Raw genomic sequence first — 23190 nt, forward strand, 5'->3', positions numbered from 1 at the left:
GCCTTTCCTGTCGGGCGCGGTCTCCCCGCGAGGCGCGCGGTCCTTTGGGGTGCGGGTGGTCAGAGCACCAGGCCGCCGTCGACGCCGAGGATCTGGCCGGTCACGAAGGCGGCGTCGGCCGAGAGCAGGAAGGCGGCACTCGCGGCGACGTCCTCGGGTCTGCCGAGCCTGCCGAGCGGCGTGGCGGCGACCGTGGAGGCACGGCCCTGCTCGTCGAGCGTCTCCAGCATGCCGGTCTCGACGAAGCCGGGCGCCACGGCGTTGACCCTGATGCCCGAGGGGCCGAGCTCCTTGGCGGCGGCGAGCGTGAGGCCGAGCACGGCGGCCTTGGTGGCGGAGTAGACGGCCTGTCCCGCGCCGCCCTTGGCGGCCATGACGGAGGAGACCAGGACGACGGCGGGAGCCGTACCCCTGCGCAGCAGCTTCACGGCGGCCTGCAGCGTGTGCGTCGCGCCCACGGCGTTGACCTCGAACAGGCGGCTCACCGACGAGCCGCGCATCATGCCGAGCAGGGCCGCCTCGTGGGCGCCCGCGTTGATCACCAGGGCGTCGAGCCGCCTGTGGCGGCGATGGATCTCCCGCATCAGGGCGGCGACCGCGTCGGCGTCGGCCACGTCGCCGTGGACCGCGCAGGTCGGGCCGCCGGTCTCCGCCGTGATCTCGGCCGCCGCCTTCTCCGCGGCCTCGGCCGTGCGGCCGTGGACGACGACCTCGTGTCCCGTGGCGGCGAGCCTGGCCGCGATCGCCCTGCCGATGCCCCTGGTGGACCCGGTGACGAGGGCGACCCTCGGCTCAGGCCGCGACACCCTGCTTCTCCAGCAGCCGCACGGCTTTCTCGAACGAGCTCATGTCGATCATGTCGTCGGTGTCGATCATGATGTCGAACGCGTCCTCCATCGCGGCGATGAGGGCCATGTGGCCCAGCGAGTCCCACTGCGGGATGGAGCGGTACTCCAGTCCGTCGACGTCGGTGCCCTCTGGCAGGTTGAGCGAGCTGCGGAAGACGACGCGCAGGCGATCGAGATGTCTCATGCTTCCTCACTATCTGCGACAGAATCGAAACGCAGTGTAGCGCCGTGGCGGCAGCTCGAGACGGCGTGTGAAGGCAACTTCCACCGCGAGTAATGGATGGGTATAGCGCCGCGCGGCTCGCGGGGACGACTGGAAAGGTCTGCCCGAGCGCAGGCTAACGAGGAGGTTCGGTGTGGACGAATCCAATCACTGGTACGGGCACTCCCAGATCTTGGGCGCCTACTGCGGGATAGCCCAGGGAGGGCCGCCACGTATCCAGGGATTCGTGCAGCATGGCTGGAACTACCTTCACGGCTTTCCGCCCAACGACAAGTGGTGCAGCCCCGGATATCCCCGGTTCATCTGGTCGGACGTGCTGCGGCGCAGGGGCTGGTCGATGGGCCGTCGGGGCCACTACCTCATCGGCGCGCCGTGGATCTACCTGCTGGCCACGGAGCCCGAGCTGGGCAGTGTGCCGGAGGGCGAGCGTGAGGGCACGATCTGGTACCCCTTCCACGGTTGGGAGAAGAGCGCGGTCCACGGCGACCACGCCAGGCTGGCGGCGGAGATCCGCGAGGTCGAGACCGGCCCCGTGACCGTCTGCCTCTACTGGCTCGAGTACGGCGACGCCGCCGTCAGACGGGCCTACGCGTCGGCCGGATTCCGCGTCATCAGCCACGGCCACAGGGGTTCGCGCTGGGACGGCAAGGGGGGCGACTTCCTGCGCGGCCAGCTCACCGAGCTGCGCCGCCACCGCAGGGTCGCCTCCAACCGGCTGGGCAGCGCGCTGTTCTACGGAGCCTCCGTCGGATGCGACATCGCGGTGTACGGGGACCCGATGCAGTTCGAGGACGAACGCCCCGAGTACGGCGGCACGGCACGCAGGATGCGGCTGTGGCCCGACCTGCACGGCGTGCGGGTGGACCGCGAGCTCGCCCACGAGGTGGCGAGACGCGAGCTCGGTTTCGAGTACCAGGCGGGCCCGGAGGAACTGCGGCGCCTGTTCGGATGGAGAAAGGCGCGATGCGCGTGAACACGACGCCGGACACTGTCCAGCTGATCGGTGGCGAGATGTTGTTGTGGTCGGACTTCACACAGTCGAGAGACTGGGGCGCCGTCGCCACCGAGCTGGCGTCCCTCTTCGTGACGGAACGTGGCAGGGTGCTGGTCCTCGGGCCGCACCCTGGGGGCCTGTTCGACATGGTGGCCGCGCGGGCGGGGTCGCTGTCGGCGTTGCTCCGCTCCTACCCCGACGCCTGCGCGCTGGCCACCAGGCACCCTGCGGCCAGGGTCTTCTGCGGCAGGCTTGACGGGCTACCGCTGGCCGAGCCGTACGACCTGGTGCTCGCCTTCGAGGGGTTCGCCTCCATGCACTCGGCCGAGTCGCCCGTGCAGAGCTGGCGCGAGACGCTCGCCGCGCTGTCGGAGCTGGTCGCCGAGGGCGGGCGGCTGATCCTGGGCGTGGAGAACGACCTGGGCGTCGACCGGTTCGTGTCGGCCAGGCCGGCCGGCCGCGAGGGCGACGACTCGCAGTGGACGCCCCACGGCTACGACGTGACCTATCCCAACGGCCCCGAGACGGTCGAGCGGGAACTCCAGGCGCTGAACCTCCACGCGGAGACCTGCTACGCGGCCTATCCCACCCGTGAGGCGCCGCGCGCGCTCCTGGCCACCCACGTGCTGGCCCAGCGCCCGCCCGACGCGCTCACCGTCCCGCTCAGCGCCAGGGGCTACGACACCAGGATGGTCGTGGCCGACCCGCTCCATCTGACCCGCACCGCCTTCAGACACGAGCTGGCCGACCGGCTGGCCCCGCTGTGGGTGACCGTCGCGAGGAAGGGGCCCTCGGCTCCCGGCCACACCATCCTGCCGACGGGCCTGCTGCAGAGCGGCCCGATCGTCCACGAGGTGATCTACGGCAGCACCGGCTGGAGCCGCCGCGCGCTGTCCGCGCCGCCGGAGAGCGGCAGGGTGCGCCTGGTGGCGTCGGAGGCCTCCGCGATCATCCCGCACGGCCGGGTGCTGGAGGAGATCCTGCTGGAGGGCTGCGCCCGCGACGACATGCGGGCGCTCAGGGACACCTTCACCGTGCTCGGCGAGTGGGTGAAGGCGCAGCCGCCCTTGATCGCCGTCTTCGGGACGACCGACAACCTCGTATGGGACGGCGAGCGGCTGCAGCTGGCCGAGTCGGGCTGGACGCTGGACGACGCCCCCGTCGTCGAGATCGTGCTCTGCAGGATCCTGTGGCGCTTCGCCGTACGGCTGCTCGCCGCCGGTCACCACCACCCGTGGCCGTGGCCGATCGAGGCCGACCAGCTCACGCTCACGCTGGCCGGCATGTGCGGGATCCCGTGCGACAAGGAGCACCTGGAGGCGGCGATGCGGCTGGAGGAGGAGATCGACACCGTCATCGAGCCAGGCCAGACGCCGCCGGCCTACCGCGAGCTGCTCGACGCCCGCGACCACCTCCACCAGTGCCTGTCCGACTCCCAGGCGAGGGTGGGCAGGCTGGAGACCAAGCTGACCTATCGCGAGCGCGACCTGAAGAAGACCAAGGCGAAGCTCAAGAAGGTTCAGCGCAAGGCCATGGCCTGCCGCAGGACGCTGGGCTACCGGCTCTCGCTCAGGTTCGCGCGGCCCGGGCGGCTGGCCCGCAGGGTCCTCCGCAAGTTCTCCATCTGAAGGGAGTCGCAGTGCTTTCGGTGATCGTCCCCTTCCACAACGTGGAGAAGTACGTCGGCGAGTGCCTGGAGTCGATCGCGAGGCAGACCCTGGGCGACATCGAGGTGATCTGCGTCGACGACGGGTCGACCGACGGCAGCGCGGCCGTCGCGGCGGCGATGTGCGCGGTCGACGACAGGTTCCGCCTGGTCAGGCAGCACAACATGGGCCCTGGCATGGCGCGCAACGTCGGCGTCCGCCTCGCGACGCGACGCTATCTCGCCTTCGTGGACGGCGACGACGTGGTGCCGCGCGTGGCGTTCGCCAAGATGGTCGCCTCGCTGGAGTCGACGGGCTCCGACATGGCGTGCGGCAACGCCAAGCGGCTCATCGGCGGGCGGCTGAAGGCGTCGTGGGCGCACAAGGACGCCTTCAGGGTGCAGAGGAAGCGCACCCACATCACCCGCCATCCGCTGCTGATCCGCGACCGCATGGTCTGGAACAAGGTCTTCAGGCGGTCCTTCTGGGACGAGCTCCGCCTGGCCTTCCCCGACCGGATGTACGAGGACCACCCCGTCACCATGGCGGCGCACGTCCGCGCCGGTTCCGTCGACGTGCTGCGCGAGGTCGTCTACCACTGGCGGCAGCGCGACGAGGCGGAGTCCTCCATCACCCAGCGCAAGCTCGAACCGGACAACCTCCGCGACCGGCTGCTCTCGGTGTGCGACGCCTCCAGGATCCTGCGCGGGGGAGCGCCGCGCCTGGCCGCCGCGTTCGACACCGACACGCTCGACGTCGACATGCACGTGGTGGCGGAGGCGGTCGCCCACCACGGCGACGCCCTTCCTCCCGACATCGTCGACCTGGCCGTGTCGTATCTCGACCAGGTTCCCCTGTCGGGCTGGCTCGGCCTGCCGTTCGCCCGCCGGCTGCTGGTCCACCTCCTGCACACGCGGCAGCTCGACACGCTCGCGAAGGTCTTCGGCGAGGTCGAGAGCGGCGCGATGCAACCCCTGATGCGCAGAGCAGGGCCGGGGCGGCGCTGGATCGCCGAGCACTCCCGGATGCCCGACCACCTGGCGCCGCTGTCCGGCGACCTGGCTCTCACCTCCCGCCTCCTGCGGCTGGACTGGCACGAGGGCAGGCTGCACGGCGAGGGACGGGTCTCGATCGGCAGGTTCGACGCGGGCGCCGTGGGCCAGGTGAAGCTCACGATCTGGCTGATGGAGCGCAAGAGCGGCGCCAGGATCTCGCTGGGCCACGGAACGGCCTTCCCGACCTGGTCGGAGATCGCCTGGGAGGACGGCAGCACGGCGCTGGAGAGCGGCTACCACTTCGCGTTCGCGCTCGACCCCGCCGCGCTCGCCTCCCACGGCCCGGGCCACTGGGAGCTGCACGTGGAGCTGCGCCGTCCAGGGCTGCACCTGACCGGCAAGATCGGCGGCCCGCGCTGGGCGCCGCCCGCGACCCCGGTCCCCGTACGGCTGCGCCAGCTGTGGCTGGTGCCCGTCCGCACCTTCCGCGGCTCGTGGGGCATCAGGCTGTCGCGGAGCAACGCCGTCGTGCGCGAGTGCCACGTCCATGACGACCGGCTGGTGATATCGGGAGAACTGGGCCGGCGCGGCGACGGCGAACCCGTCCTGCGCCTCATCCGCAGGCACGACGCCGAGGAGATCTACTTCCCCGTGGCCGTCGGCGGCAAGGCCTTCACCGCTCGCGTGGCCTTCGCCGAGATCGACGACTCCAAGCACGAGGAGGCGTGCTGGAATCTCGTCCTCGACCAGGGCAAGGTCGTCAGTCTGGTGGTGGAGACCGCGGCCAGGCCCGAGGTCGAGGTGAGGGGCAGGCGCTTCCTCGTCGACAGGAACGAGGAGGGCGGCCTGATGATCAGGGAGATGGGCGCTAGCTGAGGATGCCCGCCAGGCACTCGACCACGCGGTCCTGGTCTCCCTCGGACAGGTCGGGGAAGAGCGGCAGCGAGAGCTGCTCGCCGTAGTAGGCCTCGGCCTCCGGGCACAGCCCGCGCCGGTAGCCGAGGTCCTCGAAGACCGGATGCCAGTAGGCGGGGATGTAGTTGACCTGGACGCCGATGCCGGCGGCGCGCATCCTGTCGTAGACCTCACGGCGCCGCCCTTCGCGGACGCGGACCGGGTAGAGGTGCCACGAGGGCTCGACGTGGTCGCGCTGGACGGGCAGGCCGAGACCCGGCACCCCGCACAGCAGCTCGTTGTAGCGCGCCACCAGCTCGGCCCTGCGCGCCCTGAACGCGGCCAGGCGGCGGAGCTGGCTGACCCCGAGCGCGCACAGCACATCGGGCAGCCGGTAGTTGAGGCCGAAGGAGTGGACCTCCTGGTGCCAGCCGCCGACCTCGGGGTCGCGCTGCAGAGCGGGGTCCCTGACCAGGCCGTGGTTCCTGAACATGGCCGCGCGCCTGAACAGCTCGGCGTCCCCGGAGACGACGGCGCCCCCTTCGGCCGTGGTCACCGTCTTGGTGGGGAAGAATGAGAACGTCGTGAGGTCGCAGAGCGAGCCGACCGGCCGCCCCCGATAGGCGGCGCCTATGGAGTGGGCGGCGTCGCCCACCAGCGTCGCGCCGCACCCGTCGGCGACCTGGCGCAACCGGTCGTACTCGGCGGGATGGCCCGCGTAGTCGACCGTGGTGATCACGCGTGTCCTGGCCGTCACCGCGGCGGCGGCCGCGGCCGGATCGAGGTTGCCGGTGTCGGGCTCCACGTCGGCGAAGACGACCTTCGCGCCCAGCAGCGCGGCCGTGGCCGCGGTGGCGACGAACGTCAGCGGCGTGGTGACCACCTCGTCGCCCTCGCCGGCACCCGCCGCCGCGTAGGCGACATGGAGCGCCGCGGTGCCCGAGGTGACGCTGACGCACGGTACGCCGCCCGTCCACGTGGCCAGCTCGCGCTCGAACAGCGCGACCGCGGGACCCGTCGTAAGCCAGTCGCCGCGCAGCACCCCGGCGACGGCCTCGACGTCGGCGTCGATGATCGACTGGCGTCCGTAGGGGAGCATCAGGCGTTCACCGTCACCATGTCGCGCAGTTCGTCGACGGACAGCCAGCGGTCGTTGGTGTCCGAGCGGTAGGCGAAGCCCTCGGGCAGCGCCTCCCCGCCCTGCGGCGGGACGTAGCCCCAGGTCGCGATCGTCGGCTGGACCACATAGCGGTCGGTGAGGCGCAGCGTGCGCCTGCCGTCGTCGGGCGCGATCATCTCCTCGTGCAGCTTCTCGCCAGGCCTGATGCCGATCTCCTCCATCGGGCTCTCGGGGGCCAGCGCCTCGGCCAGATCGGTGATGCGCATGCTCGGGATGCGCGGCACGTACAGCTCGCCGCCCTGCATCATGTCGAAGGAGTCGACGACGAACCTGACCGCCTGCTCGAGGGTGATCCAGAAGCGGGTCATCCGCTTGTCGGTGATCGGCAGGCTGCCGCCCTCCCTGGCCAGGCGCAGGAAGAAGGGCACGACCGAGCCGCGGCTGCCCACCACGTTGCCGTAGCGCACCACGGCGAACCTGGTCACGTGGCTGGCGGCGTAGTGGTTGGCGGAGACGAAGAGCTTGTCGGCGACGAGCTTGGTCGCGCCGTACAGGTTGATGGGGCTGGAGGCCTTGTCCGTGGACAGCGCGACGACCTTGCGCACGCCGCAGTCGATCGCGGCCTCGACGACGTTCTGCGAGCCCGCGATGTTGGTCCTGACGTACTCGAAGGGGTTGTACTCGGCGGTGTCGACCTGCTTGAGCGCGGCGGCGTGGACGACGTGGTCGACGCCGTGCATGGCGCGGGTGAGGCGGTCGCGGTCGCGTACGTCGCCGATGAACCAGCGCAGCCGCTCGTCCTCGCCGAACAGCTGCCTGGCCTCGTACTGCTTGAGCTCGTCGCGGGAGAAGATCACGAGGCGGCGCACACCGAGGTGGTCGAGGGCGTGGCGCACGAAGGCCTTGCCGAACGAGCCCGTGCCTCCAGTGATCAACATTGACGATCCGGTCACCACGCTCACGTCGCCCCCTGATTTCGGTGGTACCACCTGCGTCTGCGTAGACAGGCCGGTAGCATAGCGCGACGAAGCAGACACGCACGGTCACACGGGGGAATGGGGCATCAGTGCGTATTGTCGGAGTCATCCAAGCGCGCATGGGGTCATCGCGACTGCCCGGCAAGGTGCTGCGCGACCTGGGGGGTCGCTCGGTGCTCGGCTGGGTGGTCAGGGCCGTCGACAGGTCGGACGTCGTCGACGACCTCGTGGTGGCGACCACGGGGGAGGCCGCCGACGACGCGGTCGTCGCGGAGTGCGAGCGGCTCGGCGTCGCCTGGCACCGCGGTCCCGTCGACGACGTGCTGACCAGGTTCGTCGACGCGCTGGAGAGCCGTCCGTGCGACGCGGTCATGCGGTTCACCGCCGACTGCCCGCTGCTCGACCCCGAGATCATCAGGGAGGTCGCGCTGGCCTACCAGTCGGTTCCCGGCCTCGACTACATGACCACGAGCCTGGTCCGCACGCTGCCGCGCGGCATGGACGTCGAGATCGTCGGCAGGGACGTGCTGGAGGCGGTCGGCAAGGTCGCCTCCGGCTACCACCGCACGCACGTCACCTCCCACATCTACACCCACCCCGACGACTTCCGGCTGCTCGGCCTCAGCTACTGCCCCGCCGCCCCCGACCTGCGGGTCACGCTCGACACCGAGGACGACTGGCGGCTGATCGCCACGATGGTGGCCGCCATGGGCGACCGCTGCGCGCGCGTGCGCGAGCTGGTCGCGTGGCTGCGCGCGCGGCCGGAGGCGTGCATGATCAACGCACATGTCGAGCAGAAGGCGCTGCGGGAGGCGTGATCGTGCGCGTCGGCATCCGCTGTGACGCGGGGTCCGCGATCGGCGTCGGCCACCTGGTGCGCTGCGTCGCGCTGGCCGAGGAGTTGCGGGCGCGCGGCACGCACGTGTCCTTCCTCGGCGACATGGGGTCGCTGCCGTGGGCCATGCGTCAGCTCGACCTGCGCGCCCTGCCGGTGCGCCCGGCGCCCGCCGAGCCCGGCCGGCTCGCCGCGCTCGGCTTCGACGCGGTCGTGCTCGACTCCTACACGCTGCCCGCCGAGACGGGGCGTGTGCTCATGGCCGCGGGCACGCGCGTCCTCGCGATCATCGACGGCGATCCGCTGGGTCAGGAGGCGCACCTCTATCTCGACCAGAACCTCGGCGCGGAGGAGGTCGCCTGCGCCCTGCCGTATCCGGGGGTGCGGCTGGCCGGGGCGCGCTACGTGCTGCTGCGCGACAGCGTACGGCGGGCCGTCCGCGCGCCCGCGCGCACCGGCGCGGCCCCGCCGCACGTGCTGTGCTTCTTCGGCGGCACCGACGCCACCGGCGTCGCGCCCCGGTGGGTGGAGGCGCTGCGCGCGACCGGCGTGCCGTTCGCCGCCACCGTGATCAGCTCGGATCCGCTGCCGGCGGGGGAGGGCATCACCGTCCTCCCGCCCACCGACCTGCTGCCCAACCTGATGGCCGAGGCCGACCTGGTGGTGACGGCAGCGGGCTCGGCCATCTGGGAGCTGCTCTATCTCGGCGTGCCCGCGGCGCTGACCTGGGTGGCCGACAACCAGCTCATCGGCTACGAGGCGCTGGTGGGCCGCGGCCTTGCCGCGGGGCTCGGCGGCAGCCCCGAGCGGGCGGTGCCCGCGCTGCGGCGGCTGCTCACCGACCCCGGCCTGCGAGCGGAGTACGGCACGCGCGGCCCTGAGCTGGTCGACGGCAGGGGAAGGGAACGCGTCGCCGACGCCCTCCTCGGCTGAACCCCCGTCCGCTGGATTCAGATGAGGTCCCAGGTCAACGGGGTTCCCATGGCGGCGTCCCTGGTGAACGCGCGACCCATCACCTCGCTCGCCGTCGCGGGCGGCAGACCGCCCGCCGGCCTGATCGACCTGACGTTCTCCGGGGTCACAGGCTCGCCCGCCCGCACGTCGCGCACGACGTAGAGCGAGCGCCTGAACCGCAGGCCTTCGCGCTCGCTCGGCCGCGGCCCGATCACCGGCGCGCCGAGCGACTGCCAGGCCCGATGGCTCTCCACCACGAGCGCCGCCAGCTCGGCGGGCTCCAGCGAGAAGGCGGCGTCGACCCCTCCGTCGGCGCGGGAGAGCGTGATGTGCTTCTCGATGACGCACGCGCCCAGCGCGACCGCCGCCACCGGCACCCCGATCCCTGGCGTGTGGTCGGACACGCCGACCACCGTGCCGGTGATGCCGGCCAGGAGGGGCAGCGCGCGAAGGTTGCTCTCCCCGGGCTCGGCGGGATAGCTGGCCGTGCAGGCCAGCACCACCGGCTGCGCGCACCCCGCCTCCCGGGCGGCCTCGACGGCTGCGTGGATCTCGGCGATCGTCGCCATGCCGGTCGAGATGATCAGCGGCTTGCCCGTGGCCGCCGCCAGCCTGATGAGCGGCAGGTCCACGATCTCCGAGGAGGCGATCTTGTAGGCGGGCGTGTCGAGCTTCTCCAGCAGGTCGATCGCGGTCGGGTCGAACGGCGAGGAGAACGGCACGAGACCCCGCGCGCGGGCCCGCTCGAAGATCGGCTGGTGCCACTCCCACGGGGTGTGGGCGCGCTCGAAGAGCCGGTAGAGGTTCTCGCCGCCCCACAGCTCGTGGCCCTCGCCGACGCGGAAGGCGGGGCCGTCGGCGTCGACGGTGATGGTGTCGGGCCGGTAGGTCTGCAGCTTCAGCGCGTGGGCCCCCGAGGCCGCCACCGCGTCGACGATGGCCAGCGCCCGGCCGAGGTCGCCGTTGTGGTTGCCGGACATCTCGGCGATGACGAACGGCGGGTGCGCCGGCCCTATCTCGCGCCCTGCGATGGAGATCACGCGTTGTCCTCTCTGCTGAGCTGGATGGTGATGACGGTCCTGTCGACCCCGTCGATGGCGCGGGGGTCCGAGCCGACCTCGGCGAAACCGAACCGCCGGTGCAGACGCCTGACCGACTCGTTGTCCTCGAGCACCTCGCCGCGCAGCGTCGCCAGGCCGAGCGGGCCGAAGGCGTGCTCGATCGCGGCCCGCTCCAGCCCGATCCACGCCCGCAGCAGCTCGCCCGACGACTCCAGACCCTCGAGGTCGAGGTAGAAGCCCCACGCCGCGCTCGTGGCGCCGGGGCCGAGCCCGGTGAACGTGACCACGCCAGAGGGAGTGCCGCCGTGCTCGTAGACGAGCACCTCGCGGCTCGGGTCGCCTTTCACGCCCGCCCACCATCTGGCGTGCTCGTCGGGGCCGATCTCGTGCGTGGTCAGGCTGGCCGCGCGGACCCTCGGGTGGTTCCGCCAGCGCCTGATGACCTCCAGGTCGTGTTCGCGGACGCGTCTCAGCACCTCGCCCCCCTACGAAGAGTGCTCATGTCGAAGCTCAACGTAGCGGATTCGAGTGTGGGTAAAGAGCTGATCAGGGACAGGCATGCTCCCTGCCGTCCTGTCATGGGGAGGGCATTCTGCGAGCATGCCCCTGCTCAGCGTGATCGTGCCGTACTGCAACGTCGAGCCGTACATCACCGAATGCCTGAAGTCGCTCGCAGCCCAGTCTTTGACAGACCTTGAAGTGATCCTCGTGGACGACGGGTCCACCGACGGGAGTCGCGCGGTCGCCGAGGACTTCGTCGCGAGAGACCCCCGATTCGTGCTGGTCACCCAGGAACGGCAGGGCCCAGGCCCCGCCCGGAACACCGGTGTACGGCACGCGACCGGCACCTACCTCGCCTTCGCCGACAGCGACGACCTGGTGCCCCCGGGCGCGTACGACCTGCTCGTCCGCTCGCTCGAGACGACGGGCTCCGACCTGGCCTGCGGTGGCGTCGAACGCCTGCGGTCGGGAGAGGTCTCGCCGTCCTCGCTGCACGCCAAGCCGTTCAGGCGGAGCGTGGAGCGCACCCACATCAGCCGCATGCGGGTCCTCGTCAGGGACCGCACGGTATGGAACAAGGTGTACCGGCGATCCTTCTGGGACGACCGGCGGCTGGAGTTCGCCGCCGGGATCTACGAGGACCTGCCCGTCGCCATCAGGGCCCACGTCGTGGCCGATCAGGTCGACGTCCTTTCCGAGGTGGTCTACCAATGGAGAGAGCGCGACGTGGGGGAGCCCTCGATCACTCAGGGCCGCCAGGAGCCGGACAACCTGCGCGCGCGCCACGCGTCGATCAGGGCGGTACGGGAGATCATGGCGGCCGAGGCGGCGCCGCGGCTGCTCGTGTCCTTCGACCGCGTGGTGCTGGAGAAGGACACCGCCTTCCTCCTCCAGGCCGTCGCCGAGAGCGACGCCGAGGAGAGGGGCGAACTTCTGGAGCTGGGGAGGGCCTGGCTGGCCGACCTGCGCCGCTCGGTGGTGAAGGAGGCCAGCGCGCTGCGCCGGCTCGAGCTTTACCTGCTCAAGCGCGGGCTGGCCGACGAACTGCGCGAGGTCCGCGCGTTCCGGGCCAAGGCCGCGGGGGAGCTCCGGGCGGCCAGGCGGCGCAAGAAGGACGAGGGCTGGTACGGCGACTATCCCTATCTCCGGGACAAGCGGCTGCAGATCCCCTACAAGGTCTTCGATATCAGCGAGGAGCTCAGGCTCGTCGCGAGGGTCGAGAGCGCGTCCCTGGACGGCGACCGTCTCAGGGTGCGGGGCGAGGTCTTCATCAGGCGGCTGGAGGGCCGCAGGCTGAAGGTCGCGCTCTGGCTGGAGCAGGACGGGACGACCATCCCCGTGAAGGCGCGATGGAAGAAGCGCAGGACCTTCACCGCCCAGATCGACGCGTCCGCGCTCGCGCACGGGACGTGGCGGATGGGCGTGCGGGCGGAGTTCCAAGAGTTGATCAAGGACGGATATCTTCGGCCCGCGCCCATCGGCGGACAAGACGACGCCGCGGACGACGATCCGGACCTGAATGGATCTACCCAGGAGCTTGGTACGTGCCGGGATGGTCAAGAAGCGGCATGGACATTCTCCAGTAGTTCCAGAGAGTAATCGAAGAACCACGCTGTGTCGCCATGCTGGGATTCATGAGGACCTACTCGCTCGATGACGTCTACGCGACATGCAAGCGGAGAGACTCCTGGTGGACCGTGTGCTTCGTGGACCCGGTCGCCTGCCGGGTCGCGTTGTTCGTCGCGAACCGATCGAACATCACGCCGAACGGTCTCACGGTCTTCTCGCTGGTTCTCGGCATGGCGTCCGCCGGGTGCCTGGCGGCCGGTCAGCTCGCCGCGGGAGCGGTGCTGTTCTACCTGAGCTTCATGATCGACTGTGTCGACGGCAAGATCGCCCGCCTCAAGGGCACGGGGACGCCGTTCGGTCTGTGGCTCGACTTCATGGGCGACAGGATCAGGGAACTGTGCTGCGCCACCGGGCTCGCCTACGGCCAGTACGCGGCCACGGGGAACGTCGCCTTCATCGTGCTCGGCGCCGCGGTGGCCGCACTCGACATGTTCAGGTACGTCAACTCGGCAACGATGAAGCGGGTCAGGGAGACGATCAGGGAGGCCAACGCCTCCTCGACGCCGGCCCACCTTCCCGCGCCGAGACCGCACGAGCCACTGGCGTACCGGCCGATGCCGCACCAGCAGGGGGCACGGCCGGCGCCGGGGCACCAGACGGGAGTACAGACTTCACGGCCGCAGCAGTCCGCGCCGCCACGGCGCCGTGGCCTGCTGCGCCGGGTCAACAGGGCGATGGCCAGGCGGAGGATCCGGTCCCACCTGATCAGCGGCATCGAGTACCACGCGACGGTCTTCGTGATCGCACCGCTGCTGGGGCAGACGGCGCTCATCCCCGTCATCTCGGTCGGCAGCGTCCTGTTCGTGGCCAACGAGATCTTCCTTATCTATCGAATGTGGCTCTTCACCCGCCGCCACGGGGCGGTCCCCAAGCCGGAGGAGAGCCGAGAGCAAGCGCTAATCGGGGGTTCACCAAATGTCTGACAGGCCGGTATTCGTCGTTGGCTGTCCACGTTCGGGCACCACACTGCTGCAGCTGATGCTCCACTCGCACTCGAGGATCGCGGTGCCGCCGGAGACCAGGTTCGTGGGCGCCGTCTACAACAAGCGCCGCTCGTTCGGCGACATGCGGCAGGCCGCCAAGCGCCTCGCGCTGGCCGAGTGGATCACGGGCGACCGCACCAAGTTCCGCGAGCTCGGCGTCGACAAGGACGAGTTCATCAGGCAGGCGGTCGAGGGTCCTGGCTCACTCGGCTCGGTGCTCGGCACCGCGTTCAGGATGTACGCCGACCGCTTCGGCAAGGCAAGGTGGGGCGACAAGCGCCCGAGCTACGTCAAGCAGGTGGACATGCTGGTGAGGCTGTTCCCCGACGCGCAGTTCGTGCACCTGATCAGGGACGGCCGCGACTGCGTCTCCTCGCTGAAGGAGATGCCGTGGTTCACGCACGACTCCTTCCACGCGATCTCCATCTGGGCGGAGGCGATCGACGCGGGCAAGAGGCTGCGCAAGATCATGCCGGAGGACAGCTACTACGAGCTGCGCTACGAGGACCTGACCGACGACCCGGCGACCGAGCTGAAGAAGCTCTGCCACTTCCTCGAAGAGGACTTCGACCCGGCGATGTGCTCGCCGGGTGACATGGCCAGCGTCGCGGTGCCCGCCCACAAGGTGTGGCACAGCAACACCCACGGCGAGGTCCTCAGGTCACGGGTGGGCAGCTGGTCGACGCGCCTCGACAGCTGGGAGGTCAGGCTGTGCGAGCAGGTGCTCGGCGAGCGCCTGGAGGCCAACGGCTACGAGCTGACCGGCGCGCCGAAGGCGGCCAAGGATCACCTGGCCCGCCTGCAGAGGGTCATGCAGAAGCGGCGCGCGGCCCGCATGCGCAAGAGCATGCGCGACCGGTTCAACCGGCTGCGCGAGCCCGGCCCCGTGCCGGCGTTGCTGACCTCCGGCCAGCGCGTGCTCGCCGGCGTCCCCGCGCAGCGCATCGAGGTGGAGGTCCCGCAGCGCGTCATGTGAGGCCTCGGCCTCCGCAGCGCGTCATGTGAGGCCGCGCGGCCTTCACAGCGCGTCATGTGAGGTTCGCGCGGCCTCCGCAGCGGGTCGCGCGTGGCTTCCTCACCGCTCCATGTGAGCGAAGAGCTCTTCCCAGCGGTCGAGCACGGGTTCCAGACGGAACGCCTCGGCCCTGGCGCGAGCGGCGGCGCCCAGTCGCCGCCGCTCGCCCGCCGACTCCATGAGGGCGGCGAGCCGTTCGGCGAGGGCGGGCACGTCGCCGGGCGGCGCGAGCAGCCCGCCGATCGAGCGCACGCCTCCCGAGACGTCGAAGGCGACGGACGGCAGCCCGTGCGCGGCCGCCTCCATGAGAACCAGCGGCAGACCCTCGTGCTCGCTGGACAGCGCGACGATGGACGCGCCGAGGTACTCCCGTTCCATCGCGCCCGCGTCCACGCGGCCCCTGAACACCACCCGGTCGGCGACGCCCTCCTGCGTCGCCCAGGCGCGCAGCCGCGGCTCCTCGGGCCCGTCACCGATGAGGTGCAGCTCCCACGGTGGCGCGGACGCCTTGGCGAAGGCGCTGATCAACCTGTCGAACCGCTTCACGCCGGCCAGCCTGCCGGCGCCCAGCACTCTCGCGGCCGACAGCTCGGCCCTCGCCGCAGGCCAGCCCTGCAAGGGGTTGGGCAGCGACCAGGTGTTGGGCAGCAGCGCGTGCTCGGCGAACAGCCACGCGTCCTGTTCGCTGAGGAAGACCGCCTGGTCGAGATCGCCATAGTGACGCCTGATCGAGCCGAGGTGCGAGCAGATGCGGGCGTGCTGGTAGGAGCCGTGGTACTGGCCGATGGCGCGCGTCCGCTCGGGCAGCAGCCCGGACAGCCGCGTCACCACGCCGGGGGAGGTCAGGACGGCGAAGGCAGGCCCGATCCTGGCGAGCAGCCCGCCGGCGCGCCCCTTCTCGAACACGGACGAGCGCGGGGACCTGCTGATCACGTGCCTCGCGTACAGCGGCCGCGCCACGTATCGGAACGGCTTCTCCGCCCTGTGCAGGCCCACGACGTGCACTTCGTGGCCGCGGCCTGCCAGCCCCTGCGCGAGCGTGTGGGTGACCTGCTGGATGCCGCCGAGGGTGTCGGCGTCCATGCAGGCGAAGACCACCGCCCCGCTCACGAGGCGCTCCGCAGCGGAGGCCGCCGCCGCACCGGTACGGCAGGCGGCACGCCGAAGAAGTCCGCCACGACCCTCGCGGCCGCGTCGCCCCTCTCCTCCTCGCACCACAGCCGCCGCGCCGCGGCGTACTTGGCGGCGAACGAGGCGTGCACCGCCGGAAGGTCGCGCAGGCACGCGACGAGCTCGGCGCCCGTGGTGACGCACGGGCCCGGCGCGATCGCGGGCAGGTCGGTGTTGACGCCCCGCTCGGACAGCCGGTACTCGTCCCAGTCGTCGATGAAGAACAGCATCGGCTTGCCCGTGACCGCGTAGTCGCACATCACGGAGGAGTAGTCCGTCAGCAGCGCGTCGGAGACCAGGATCAGGTCGTTGATCTCGGGATACGCGCCCGCGGGCCGGACGAAGTGGAGCAGGTGCTGGGGGACCTTGTAGCGCTCGACCGGATGGGTGCGCAGGATCACCACCCATTCGTCCGCCACCGCCTCCGCCAGCTCGGCCAGGTCCACCCGCACCGACATGCCCGAACTCTTGGCGCCGTCGCGGTAGGTGGGCGCGTAGAGGAGGATCCTGCGGTCCTGCGGGATCTCCAGCCGCTCGCGCACGCCTTCGGGCGGCTCGCCGCGCACCAGCGTGTCGCAGCGTGGCGTGCCGTACCGCAGGACGGGGCCCTCGTAGCCGAGGGCGGGCACGAAGTAGCGGGAGAACTCGGCGCTCGGCGAGATCAGCGCGTCCCATCGGGCGACGGCCGCGCGCCACTGCTCGCGCGGACCCGGCAGGTCGGCGCGCAGGTCGGGGGCGTCGAAGCCGATGGACTTGATGCCCTGGCCGTGCCAGGTCTGCAGGTAGCGGGTGCCGCGCGGCTTGGGGTAGTCGAGGGGGAAGCCGTGGCTGTCGACCCAGATGCCGGCGCGGGCCATGGTCCAGATGTGGCGCCAGCTGCCCCGCCGTACGAGGGGGACGCCGGAGGGGAAGCAGGCGCGGCCGCGGGCGACCGACCAGACGGCGGTGACGGGCAGTCCCCGGCGGCGCACCTCCTCGTAGACGGCGCGCGGGCTGCCGGTGTAGCCCTTGCCGCAGTCGGCCTCGAACAGTGCCAGGTCCTCGCGCGGCGGCAGCACCCTGATCAGCGCCTTGTAGGCCCTGAGCTTCAGCCGGGGCGTGCTCACCCGGCGGAGGACGCTGCGCTTCAGCTTGGCGAGGACGACCCGCGGCGTGGGCCTCGGGCTCAGGTGCAGCTGTCCCGCGGCGCCCGCGGCGCTGACGCGCAGGCGGCCGAGGCCGAACGGCTCCATGCCGGGGTCCGCGAGCAGGGTGTCGGTCGTGGTGAGGCCGTCAGGCCTGGTGAACCCGATGCGCGGGTCGCAGCGCGCCCTGACCTTCGCCAGGTCGAGGGTGACCTCGCTGACGAGGGCGCCGTCGGGGGAGGGAACCGGGTCGATCGGCACCGTGAGAGGGCCGCAGCGCAGGAACGCGGTCCACTCGGTGAGGACCGAGAAGGGGTCGTAGGTGCGCACCCGCATCCGCAGACGCGTCCCCTCCGTGGCGAGCGCGACCACCTCGTGCCGCAGCCTGGAGGCGGTGTAGGGCAGCTCGGCCATGCGCAGCTCGGTGATGTCCAGGCCTGCCGCCGGCGTGCGGCCCCAGTACGTGCGCCCCTCGTGCGTGACCACCTCGCGCGGCGGGGCCAGAGGCGCGCTCAGCGACCTGGCCGCCACCCGCAGGTCCTCGGCCCTGCCGTCCAGGATCAGCCGACAGCACACGCGCACCATCGGGTCCATCCGGCCGATCACCTCGTCGGGTACCTCCTCCAGGTACGGCCTGACCATCGAGGCGAACTCCTTGGCCCACACCAGGTCGCGCGAGGGGAGCGGGTTGAGATAGACCCGCAGGTCCTGGCGGACGAAGCGGTACTGCCGATCCGGCACCAGGTCGCCGAACCCGTGCGCGCGCAGCGTCGCGTCGCTGCGTCTTGCCGCCTCCACCCGGTGGCGGACGTTGTCCATCTCCCTGATGCTCATCGAGATCGACGTGCGCTCGTGGGACCTGCGCCAGTGGTAGACCACCCACGGGACGATCGCGAACCTGCGTGCCGAGCAGTACATCTCGGCGCCGAAGACGTGGTCCTCGTAGTGGATGTCCTCGGGGAAGCGCAGCGCGTGACGGCGCAGGAAGGACACGTCGAACAGCTTGTTGGTGCTGAAGCAGTCGAGGAACAGCTCGGGCTCCTCCCGGATGCCCTCGACCACCCGCCGCTTCCTGAACAGTTGCGGGTAGTAGCGCTCGGTCCTGCCCGTCGGCTCGTACAGCCGTGAGATCTGTCCGGAGACGAAGTCGGCGCCGGTCCGCTCGATCTCCGTCAGCATGCTCTTGCACGCGTGCCGCGGCAGCGTGTCGTCGCTGTCGAGGAACATGACGTACGGCGAGAGCGCCGCGTCGATCCCGTCGTTGCGCGGCGCTCCGCACCCGCCCGAGTTGGCCTCCCTGCGCACGTAGCGGACGCGGGCGTCGGCCCGCATGAGCTCCCTGGCCACGCGCGGGGTGTCGTCGGTGCTCGCGTCGTCCGAGATGATCACCTCGAGGTCGCGGAGCGTCTGGTCGAGCACCGAGCGGACCGCTCTCGGGAGGCGGGCGGCGTCGTTGTAGGTGATCACGACAACGGTGCAGTCCGGCATGCCTGTTCTCCCCCGAGTCCCGATGCTCGAAGGCAGACATTCCCTCGCGATTCACCAAGTGTCCTGACTTGATGGCGTTTTTACCGGACGATTCGCCTGATTAGCCACACAAGTAGAACTATCCCGGCAATCGCCCCCGCGATCGGCGCGATCCTCTTGAGCAGCGGTGCTCCCGCGATCTCCAGCAGGTCGAGCGCCTCCTCGTCGGGCGTGCGGGAGGTGCGCAGGGTGCCGCTCGGCCTGACGTCCGCCTCCTCCTCGATCTCCGGCACCGCGGCCAGGTGGCGCTCCTCGCCCTGCGGCTCGCCCAGCAGGGCCGACAGGTTCGCCGCGAACGTGTCGATGAGCTTGGCGCCCACCTCCGCCATGACGCCCCTGCCGAACTGCGCGGGCCTTCCCGTGACGTTGAACGTCGTCTCGACCTTCACCGTGGTGGCCCCTTCGGAAGGGGCCAGCCGGGCGGTGACGGCGGCGTTGGCGGTACCCGAACCGCGGGCCTCCTTGCCCGAGGCCGAGAGCGTGAGGGCGTAGGCGTCCTTGTCGACGTCCTCGAACCTCGCCGTGCCCCGGTAGGTGACGGTGATCGGGCCGACCTTCACCTTCATCCTGCCGGTGAACTCCTCTCCCTCGACGATGTCGAGGGTCGCCCCAGGCAGGCACGGTGCCACCCGCTCGACGTCGAGCAGCGCCGCCCAAGCCTGCTCGACCGGAACAGGAACCGTGAACTCGTGCTCGAACCGCATCGCCATCGATCCGCTCCTTCCACCGACTGGACGCGCTCTCCCAGCCTCGTCCTTGGGACACCCGCTGGCTACCCCCAGGACGGGCCCTCAGCCGCGCCCTCCGAAACCCCGCACCCGCGCGCGGCCCTCCAGGACCGCACCCATGCCTTCCCTGCGGTCCCCGCCGCCTCGCGGGGTGGGGAGAGGGCCGGGCCGGCCCTCTCCCCGAAGTCGGAGAAGGCCGCGCCTGCCCCCTCCACGAAGCCCGAGCGTCAGGGGGCGCCGGCCGCCGCGCTGACCGCCCGCTGGGTCAGCACCCGGGCCAGGTGCCGCCGGTAGTCGGGCTGAGCGTGCAGGTCGGCCGTCGGCGACGTGCCCTCCGCCGCCTCCGAGCACGCCTGCGCGAGCGCGTCCCCGACCTCGACGCCCCTCAGCGCCGTCTCCGCCGCCAGTGCCCGCAGCGGCGTCGGCCCCATGTTCGCCAGGCCGATCCTCGCCTCCTGTATCGAGCCGTTCGACCGGCGGACCGCCGCCGCCACGCTGACGATCGCCCACGCCTGCGCCGTGCGGCGGAACTTCTCGTAGTGGAAGCCCCACCCCGGCCCCAGCTTGGGAACCTTGACGCCGAGCAGGATCTCCCCTGGCCCGAGCGCCGTCTCCAGATAGTCGAGGAAGAAGTCCGCGGCCGGGACCTCCCTGGACGAGGTCACCATCACGCACTCCAGCGCCACCGCCACCGCTGGCAGGTCGCCGGCCGGATCGGCGTGGGCGAGGGAGCCGCCGAAGGTGCCGCGGTGCCGTACCGCGGGATCGGCGACGGTGGCTGCCGCGAGGGCCACGAGCGGGCAGCCCGAGGTGACCGCGGGCGACCGCGTCACCTCGTCGTGCGTGGCCATCGCGCCGATGAAGACGTGGTCGCCCTCGTCGCGGATGCCGTTGAGCTCGCTGAGCCTGCTGACGTCCACCAGCAGCGACGGGTACGACAGCCGCAGGCGCAGCAGCGGCAGCAGCGACTGCCCTCCGGCCAGGACCTTCGCGTCCTCGTCCGAGGCCAGCGCCTCGCTCGCCTCCTGGAGGGAGGCGGGCCGCAGGTAGTCGAATGGGGCCGGAATCATCGGATGGCCCTCCAGATCCGTTCGGGCGTGCATGGCATCTGGACGTCGTGGACGCCTCGCGGCCGCAGCGCGTCCACGATGGCGTTGACGACGGCCGGGGTGGAGGCGATCGTGCCGGCCTCGCCGACGCCCTTGACGCCGAGCGGGTTGGACGTCGCCGGCGTCTCGGTCCTGTCGGTGACGAAGTCCGGCAGGTCGGCGGCCGAAGGCAGCAGGTAGTCGGCCATGGTCGCGGTCAGCAGGTTGCCGTCGGCGTCATGGATGGCCTCCTCGAACAGCGCCTGCGCGATGCCCTGCGCGAGGCCGCCGTGCACCTGACCCTCGACGATCAGCGGGTTGATCACATGCCCGACGTCGTCGACCGCCACGTACTTGCGGATCTTCGCCATGCCGGTCTCGGTGTCGACCTCGATCGCGCACAGGTGCGTGCCGTGCGGGAACGAGAAGTTCTCCGGATCGAACGTGGCGTCGGCGTCGAGCCTGGGCTCCACGCCGTCCGGCAGGTCGTGCGCGGCGAACGCGGCCAGTGCCAGCTCCTGGATGGTCTTGCTCGACGTGGTCCCCTTCACCGTGAACGAGCCCTGGGCGAAGTCGAGATCGTCGGCCGAGCACTCCAGCGCGTGCGCGGCCAGCTTCCTGGCCTTGTCCTTCACCTTCTCGCAGGCCTGGAGAACGGCCATGCCGCCCACGACGAGCGAGCGCGAGCCGTAGGTGTCCATGCCCTTGTGCGAGATCGCGGTGTCGCCGTGCATCACCGCGACGTCCTCGAACGGCACGCCGAGCGAGTCGGCCACGATCTGGCTCCACGCCGTCTCGTGGCCCTGGCCGTGGGGCGAGGTGCCGGTGACGACCTCGACCTTGCCGGTGGGCAGCATGCGTACCGAGCCGTGCTCCCATCCGCCCGCGCCGTAGCTGAGCGAGCCGAGCACCCTGCTGGGCGCGAGCCCGCACATCTCGGTGTAGGTGCTGACGCCGATGCCGAGCTGGACGGGGTCGCCCCTGTCGCGCCTGTCGGCCTGTTCGGCGCGCAGCTTGTCGTAGCCGAACAGCGCCATCGCCTTCTCGGTGGCCGCCTCGTAGTTGCCCGAGTCGTAGGTGAGCCCCGCGATCGTGGTGTACGGGAACTCCTCGTGCCTGATCCAGTTGCGCCTGCGCACCTCGATGGGGTCGAGGTGGAGCTCGTCAGCGAGCTCGTCCATGACCCTCTCGATGGCGTAGGTGGCCTCGGGCCGCCCGGCGCCGCGGTAGGCGTCGGTCGGCGTCTTGGTGGTGAAGACGCCCGTGCAGTCGAAGCTGTAGGCGTCCATCTTGTAGATGCCGTTGAACATGAACGCGCCGAGCAGCGGCACCCCCGGCGTGACCAGCATGAGGTAGGCGCCCATGTCGGCCAGCAGCTCGACCTTCAGCCCCCTGATCCTGCCGTCGGACTCGGCGGCCAGCGCGATGTGCTGGATCTGGTCGCGGCCGTGGTGCACGGTCAGGTTGCCCTCGGAGCGCGACTCGGTCCACTTGACCGGCTTGCCGAGCTTCCTGGTCAGCAGCAGGCAGATCACCTCCTCCGCGGTGACCTGCAGCTTGGAGCCGAACCCGCCGCCCACGTCGGGCGCGATGATGCGCAGCTTGTGCTCGGGCACTCCGGTGGTCAGGGCGAGCATCACCCGCAGTACGTGCGGGATCTGCGTCGAGGTCCACAGCGTGAAGCCGTCGCCGTCGGTCGTCGCGACGACCGCGCGCGGTTCCATCGCCGTCGGGATGAGGCGCTGCTGGACGTAGGTGCGGTCGATGACCACGGGGGCGTCCCTGAACGCGGCCTCCATGTCGCCTTGGGCGAACGTCCACGTGAAGGCCTTGTTGCCCGCCTCGTGGACCTTCGGGGCGTCGTCGCCGAGCGCCTCCGTCATGTCGAGGACGGCAGGCAGCGGTTCGTAGTCGACGTCGATGGCGTCGAGCGCGTCGGCGGCCAGGTAACGGTCGGTGGCCACCACGCAGGCCACGGCCTCGCCCGGATAGCGCACCTCCTCGACGGCCATCGGCGGATGGTCGGGAATGACGACGTCCTCACTCACCGGCCACGCGCACGGCAGGCTGCCCTGCTCGTCCGCGAAGTCCTGGCCGCTGAAGGCCGCCACCACGCCCGGCAGGCCCTTCGCGCCGGAGACGTCGACCCCGGTGATCCTGGCGTGCGCCATCGGGCTGCGCTTGAAGGCGACGTACAGCATGCCGGGCAACTGGATGTTGTCGGTCCACTGGGTGCGGCCGGTCAGCAGCCGGGCGTCCTCCTTGCGCCTGCGTGCCCTGCCGATCTCTCTGCCGTCGCCCGGCTCGGAGAGCATCCCGCTCTCGGCCACCTGCTGGGCCACCACGCCCGCGTCGAGTTCCTCGGTCATGACGTCTTCACCGCCGCGCCTCGCCGTACCGCTCTGACGATGTTGCAGTAGCCCGTGCACCGGCAGAGGTTGCCCTCGAGACCCTCCCTGATGGCCTCCTCCGACGGGTCGGGATTCTGCCTGAGCAGGTCGATCGCGGCCATGACCATGCCAGGGGTGCAGTAGCCGCACTGCAGCGCGTGCTCCTCGTGGAAGGCCTGCTGCATCGGGTGCATGGTGCCGTTGGTCGCCAGGCCCTCGATGGTGACCACGTCGCCGCCGTCGGCCTGTACGGCGAGCACGGAACAACTTTTCACGCTCTTGCCGTCGAGCATGACGGTGCAGGCGCCGCAGTTGCTGGTGTCGCACCCGACGGGTGTGCCGGTCTTACCCAGCCGATCCCTGAGCAGGTGCACGAGGAGGAGCCGCGGCTCCACATCCTCCTCGTAGCGGATTCCGTCGACGGTGACGGCGATGCGAGGCATACGTCCTCCCTCGATTCCTGAGGTCAACGAGAAAGGCGCGGGCCG

20 protein-coding genes are annotated in these 23190 nt (G+C 70.9%); 8 read left to right on the top strand and 12 right to left on the bottom strand.

The features are described 5' to 3' along the window. Positions 1 to 59 precede the first annotated feature (59 nt). Both ACFSKW_RS08070 and ACFSKW_RS08075 read right to left on the bottom strand, forming a co-directional pair. Positions 60 to 806: an SDR family NAD(P)-dependent oxidoreductase gene (locus ACFSKW_RS08070; RefSeq protein WP_379570748.1), complete on the bottom strand. Its 747-nt coding sequence runs from the start codon at positions 804 to 806 to the stop codon at positions 60 to 62. Beyond that, positions 793 to 1032 carry an acyl carrier protein gene (locus ACFSKW_RS08075; RefSeq protein ID WP_379570750.1) on the bottom strand — a complete coding sequence of 80 codons (240 nt, stop codon included), beginning with the start codon at positions 1030 to 1032 and terminating at the stop codon, positions 793 to 795. The genes ACFSKW_RS08070 and ACFSKW_RS08075 overlap by 14 nt, the downstream gene beginning before the upstream one ends. A gap of 172 nt (positions 1033 to 1204) precedes the next feature. Here ACFSKW_RS08075 and ACFSKW_RS08080 point away from each other — a divergent pair, with 172 nt between their 5' ends. From ACFSKW_RS08080 to ACFSKW_RS08090, 3 genes are read left to right on the top strand one after another with little or no spacing between them, the layout of a single operon-like run. Further along, complete coding sequence (locus tag ACFSKW_RS08080) at positions 1205 to 2044, top strand: hypothetical protein (RefSeq protein ID WP_379570751.1); 840 nt, start codon at positions 1205 to 1207, stop codon at positions 2042 to 2044. Continuing rightward, positions 2035 to 3693 (top strand): methyltransferase domain-containing protein, encoded by a 1659-nt coding sequence (locus ACFSKW_RS08085; protein WP_379570753.1) that lies wholly within the window; start codon positions 2035 to 2037, stop codon positions 3691 to 3693. Before ACFSKW_RS08080 ends, ACFSKW_RS08085 begins: the two co-directional genes overlap by 10 nt. Positions 3694 to 3704: 11 nt before the next feature. Further along, positions 3705 to 5582, top strand: coding sequence for a glycosyltransferase family 2 protein (locus ACFSKW_RS08090; protein ID WP_379570755.1), 1878 nt, complete (start codon positions 3705 to 3707; stop codon positions 5580 to 5582). On the opposite strand, the gene ACFSKW_RS08095 is transcribed toward ACFSKW_RS08090, so the two are convergent. Next, positions 5575 to 6699, bottom strand: a complete 1125-nt coding sequence (locus ACFSKW_RS08095; RefSeq protein ID WP_379570757.1) for a DegT/DnrJ/EryC1/StrS family aminotransferase — start codon at positions 6697 to 6699, stop codon at positions 5575 to 5577. The two genes, ACFSKW_RS08090 and ACFSKW_RS08095, sit on opposite strands and share 8 nt — an antisense overlap. Beyond that, the gene (gene pseB, locus ACFSKW_RS08100) at positions 6699 to 7658 is read right to left on the bottom strand and encodes a UDP-N-acetylglucosamine 4,6-dehydratase (inverting) (protein WP_379570759.1); all 960 of its coding nucleotides are present in this window, start codon (positions 7656 to 7658) and stop codon (positions 6699 to 6701) included. Before pseB ends, ACFSKW_RS08095 begins: the two co-directional genes overlap by 1 nt. A gap of 128 nt (positions 7659 to 7786) precedes the next feature. Between pseB and ACFSKW_RS08105 the strand changes: the two genes are divergently transcribed. Further along, the gene (locus tag ACFSKW_RS08105) at positions 7787 to 8515 is read left to right on the top strand and encodes a cytidylyltransferase domain-containing protein (RefSeq protein ID WP_379570761.1); all 729 of its coding nucleotides are present in this window, start codon (positions 7787 to 7789) and stop codon (positions 8513 to 8515) included. Next, positions 8512 to 9465, top strand: a complete 954-nt coding sequence (locus ACFSKW_RS08110) for a PseG/SpsG family protein (protein ID WP_379570763.1) — start codon at positions 8512 to 8514, stop codon at positions 9463 to 9465. The genes ACFSKW_RS08105 and ACFSKW_RS08110 overlap by 4 nt, the downstream gene beginning before the upstream one ends. 17 nt (positions 9466 to 9482) lie before the next feature. Here ACFSKW_RS08110 and pseI read toward each other — a convergent pair whose 3' ends face one another. Further along, positions 9483 to 10526: a pseudaminic acid synthase gene (gene pseI / locus ACFSKW_RS08115; RefSeq protein WP_379570765.1), complete on the bottom strand. Its 1044-nt coding sequence runs from the start codon at positions 10524 to 10526 to the stop codon at positions 9483 to 9485. After that, the gene (pseH, locus tag ACFSKW_RS08120; protein WP_379570767.1) at positions 10523 to 11023 is read right to left on the bottom strand and encodes a UDP-4-amino-4,6-dideoxy-N-acetyl-beta-L-altrosamine N-acetyltransferase; all 501 of its coding nucleotides are present in this window, start codon (positions 11021 to 11023) and stop codon (positions 10523 to 10525) included. Before pseH ends, pseI begins: the two co-directional genes overlap by 4 nt. A 124-nt stretch (positions 11024 to 11147) precedes the next feature. On the opposite strand from pseH, the gene ACFSKW_RS08125 reads away from it, so the two are divergent. The 3 genes from ACFSKW_RS08125 to ACFSKW_RS08135 are packed head-to-tail and all read left to right on the top strand — an operon-like array spanning position 11148 to position 14636. Then, the gene (locus ACFSKW_RS08125; RefSeq protein WP_379570769.1) at positions 11148 to 12647 is read left to right on the top strand and encodes a glycosyltransferase family 2 protein; all 1500 of its coding nucleotides are present in this window, start codon (positions 11148 to 11150) and stop codon (positions 12645 to 12647) included. Positions 12648 to 12682: 35 nt separating this feature from the next. After that, a complete protein-coding gene (locus ACFSKW_RS08130; RefSeq protein WP_379570771.1) occupies positions 12683 to 13600 on the top strand; it encodes a CDP-alcohol phosphatidyltransferase family protein in 918 nt (305 codons plus the stop codon). Further along, positions 13593 to 14636, top strand: a complete 1044-nt coding sequence (locus ACFSKW_RS08135; protein ID WP_379570773.1) for a sulfotransferase family protein — start codon at positions 13593 to 13595, stop codon at positions 14634 to 14636. The genes ACFSKW_RS08130 and ACFSKW_RS08135 overlap by 8 nt, the downstream gene beginning before the upstream one ends. A gap of 99 nt (positions 14637 to 14735) precedes the next feature. Here ACFSKW_RS08135 and ACFSKW_RS08140 read toward each other — a convergent pair whose 3' ends face one another. From ACFSKW_RS08140 to ACFSKW_RS08165, 6 genes are all read right to left on the bottom strand, one after another. Beyond that, positions 14736 to 15785 carry a glycosyltransferase gene (locus tag ACFSKW_RS08140; protein WP_379570775.1) on the bottom strand — a complete coding sequence of 350 codons (1050 nt, stop codon included), beginning with the start codon at positions 15783 to 15785 and terminating at the stop codon, positions 14736 to 14738. Then, on the bottom strand, positions 15782 to 18457 hold the full coding sequence (locus ACFSKW_RS08145; RefSeq protein ID WP_379570777.1) for a bifunctional glycosyltransferase/CDP-glycerol:glycerophosphate glycerophosphotransferase: 2676 nt from the start codon (positions 18455 to 18457) through the stop codon (positions 15782 to 15784). The genes ACFSKW_RS08140 and ACFSKW_RS08145 overlap by 4 nt, the downstream gene beginning before the upstream one ends. A gap of 80 nt (positions 18458 to 18537) precedes the next feature. Next, positions 18538 to 19206, bottom strand: a complete 669-nt coding sequence (locus ACFSKW_RS08150; protein WP_379570779.1) for an SRPBCC family protein — start codon at positions 19204 to 19206, stop codon at positions 18538 to 18540. Positions 19207 to 19451: 245 nt separating this feature from the next. Next, complete coding sequence (locus ACFSKW_RS08155; protein ID WP_379570781.1) at positions 19452 to 20294, bottom strand: FAD binding domain-containing protein; 843 nt, start codon at positions 20292 to 20294, stop codon at positions 19452 to 19454. Beyond that, on the bottom strand, positions 20291 to 22681 hold the full coding sequence (locus tag ACFSKW_RS08160) for a xanthine dehydrogenase family protein molybdopterin-binding subunit (RefSeq protein ID WP_379570783.1): 2391 nt from the start codon (positions 22679 to 22681) through the stop codon (positions 20291 to 20293). The genes ACFSKW_RS08155 and ACFSKW_RS08160 overlap by 4 nt, the downstream gene beginning before the upstream one ends. After that, positions 22678 to 23145, bottom strand: coding sequence for a (2Fe-2S)-binding protein (locus tag ACFSKW_RS08165; RefSeq protein ID WP_379570785.1), 468 nt, complete (start codon positions 23143 to 23145; stop codon positions 22678 to 22680). The genes ACFSKW_RS08160 and ACFSKW_RS08165 overlap by 4 nt, the downstream gene beginning before the upstream one ends. Positions 23146 to 23190: the final 45 nt, after the last annotated feature.

The sequence above is a fragment of the Nonomuraea mangrovi genome, from assembly GCF_042681425.1.
Taxonomy (GTDB): Bacteria; Actinomycetota; Actinomycetes; order Streptosporangiales; family Streptosporangiaceae; genus Nonomuraea; species Nonomuraea mangrovi.

Bases quoted from the DNA above. Each gene is read 5' to 3' on its own strand.
- ACFSKW_RS08075 (WP_379570750.1), bottom strand. From the start codon at position 1,032: ATGAGACATCTCGATCGCCTGCGCGTCGTCTTCCGCAGCTCGCTCAAC.
- ACFSKW_RS08085 (WP_379570753.1), top strand. From the start codon at position 2,035: ATGCGCGTGAACACGACGCCGGACACTGTCCAGCTGATCGGTGGCGAG.
- ACFSKW_RS08095 (WP_379570757.1), bottom strand. From the start codon at position 6,699: ATGCTCCCCTACGGACGCCAGTCGATCATCGACGCCGACGTCGAGGCC.
- pseB (WP_379570759.1), bottom strand. From the start codon at position 7,658: ATGTTGATCACTGGAGGCACGGGCTCGTTCGGCAAGGCCTTCGTGCGC.
- ACFSKW_RS08125 (WP_379570769.1), top strand. From the start codon at position 11,148: ATGCCCCTGCTCAGCGTGATCGTGCCGTACTGCAACGTCGAGCCGTAC.
- ACFSKW_RS08130 (WP_379570771.1), top strand. From the start codon at position 12,683: ATGAGGACCTACTCGCTCGATGACGTCTACGCGACATGCAAGCGGAGA.
- ACFSKW_RS08135 (WP_379570773.1), top strand. From the start codon at position 13,593: ATGTCTGACAGGCCGGTATTCGTCGTTGGCTGTCCACGTTCGGGCACC.
- ACFSKW_RS08145 (WP_379570777.1), bottom strand. From the start codon at position 18,457: ATGCCGGACTGCACCGTTGTCGTGATCACCTACAACGACGCCGCCCGC.
- ACFSKW_RS08150 (WP_379570779.1), bottom strand. From the start codon at position 19,206: ATGGCGATGCGGTTCGAGCACGAGTTCACGGTTCCTGTTCCGGTCGAG.
- ACFSKW_RS08155 (WP_379570781.1), bottom strand. From the start codon at position 20,294: ATGATTCCGGCCCCATTCGACTACCTGCGGCCCGCCTCCCTCCAGGAG.
- ACFSKW_RS08160 (WP_379570783.1), bottom strand. From the start codon at position 22,681: ATGACCGAGGAACTCGACGCGGGCGTGGTGGCCCAGCAGGTGGCCGAG.
- ACFSKW_RS08165 (WP_379570785.1), bottom strand. From the start codon at position 23,145: ATGCCTCGCATCGCCGTCACCGTCGACGGAATCCGCTACGAGGAGGAT.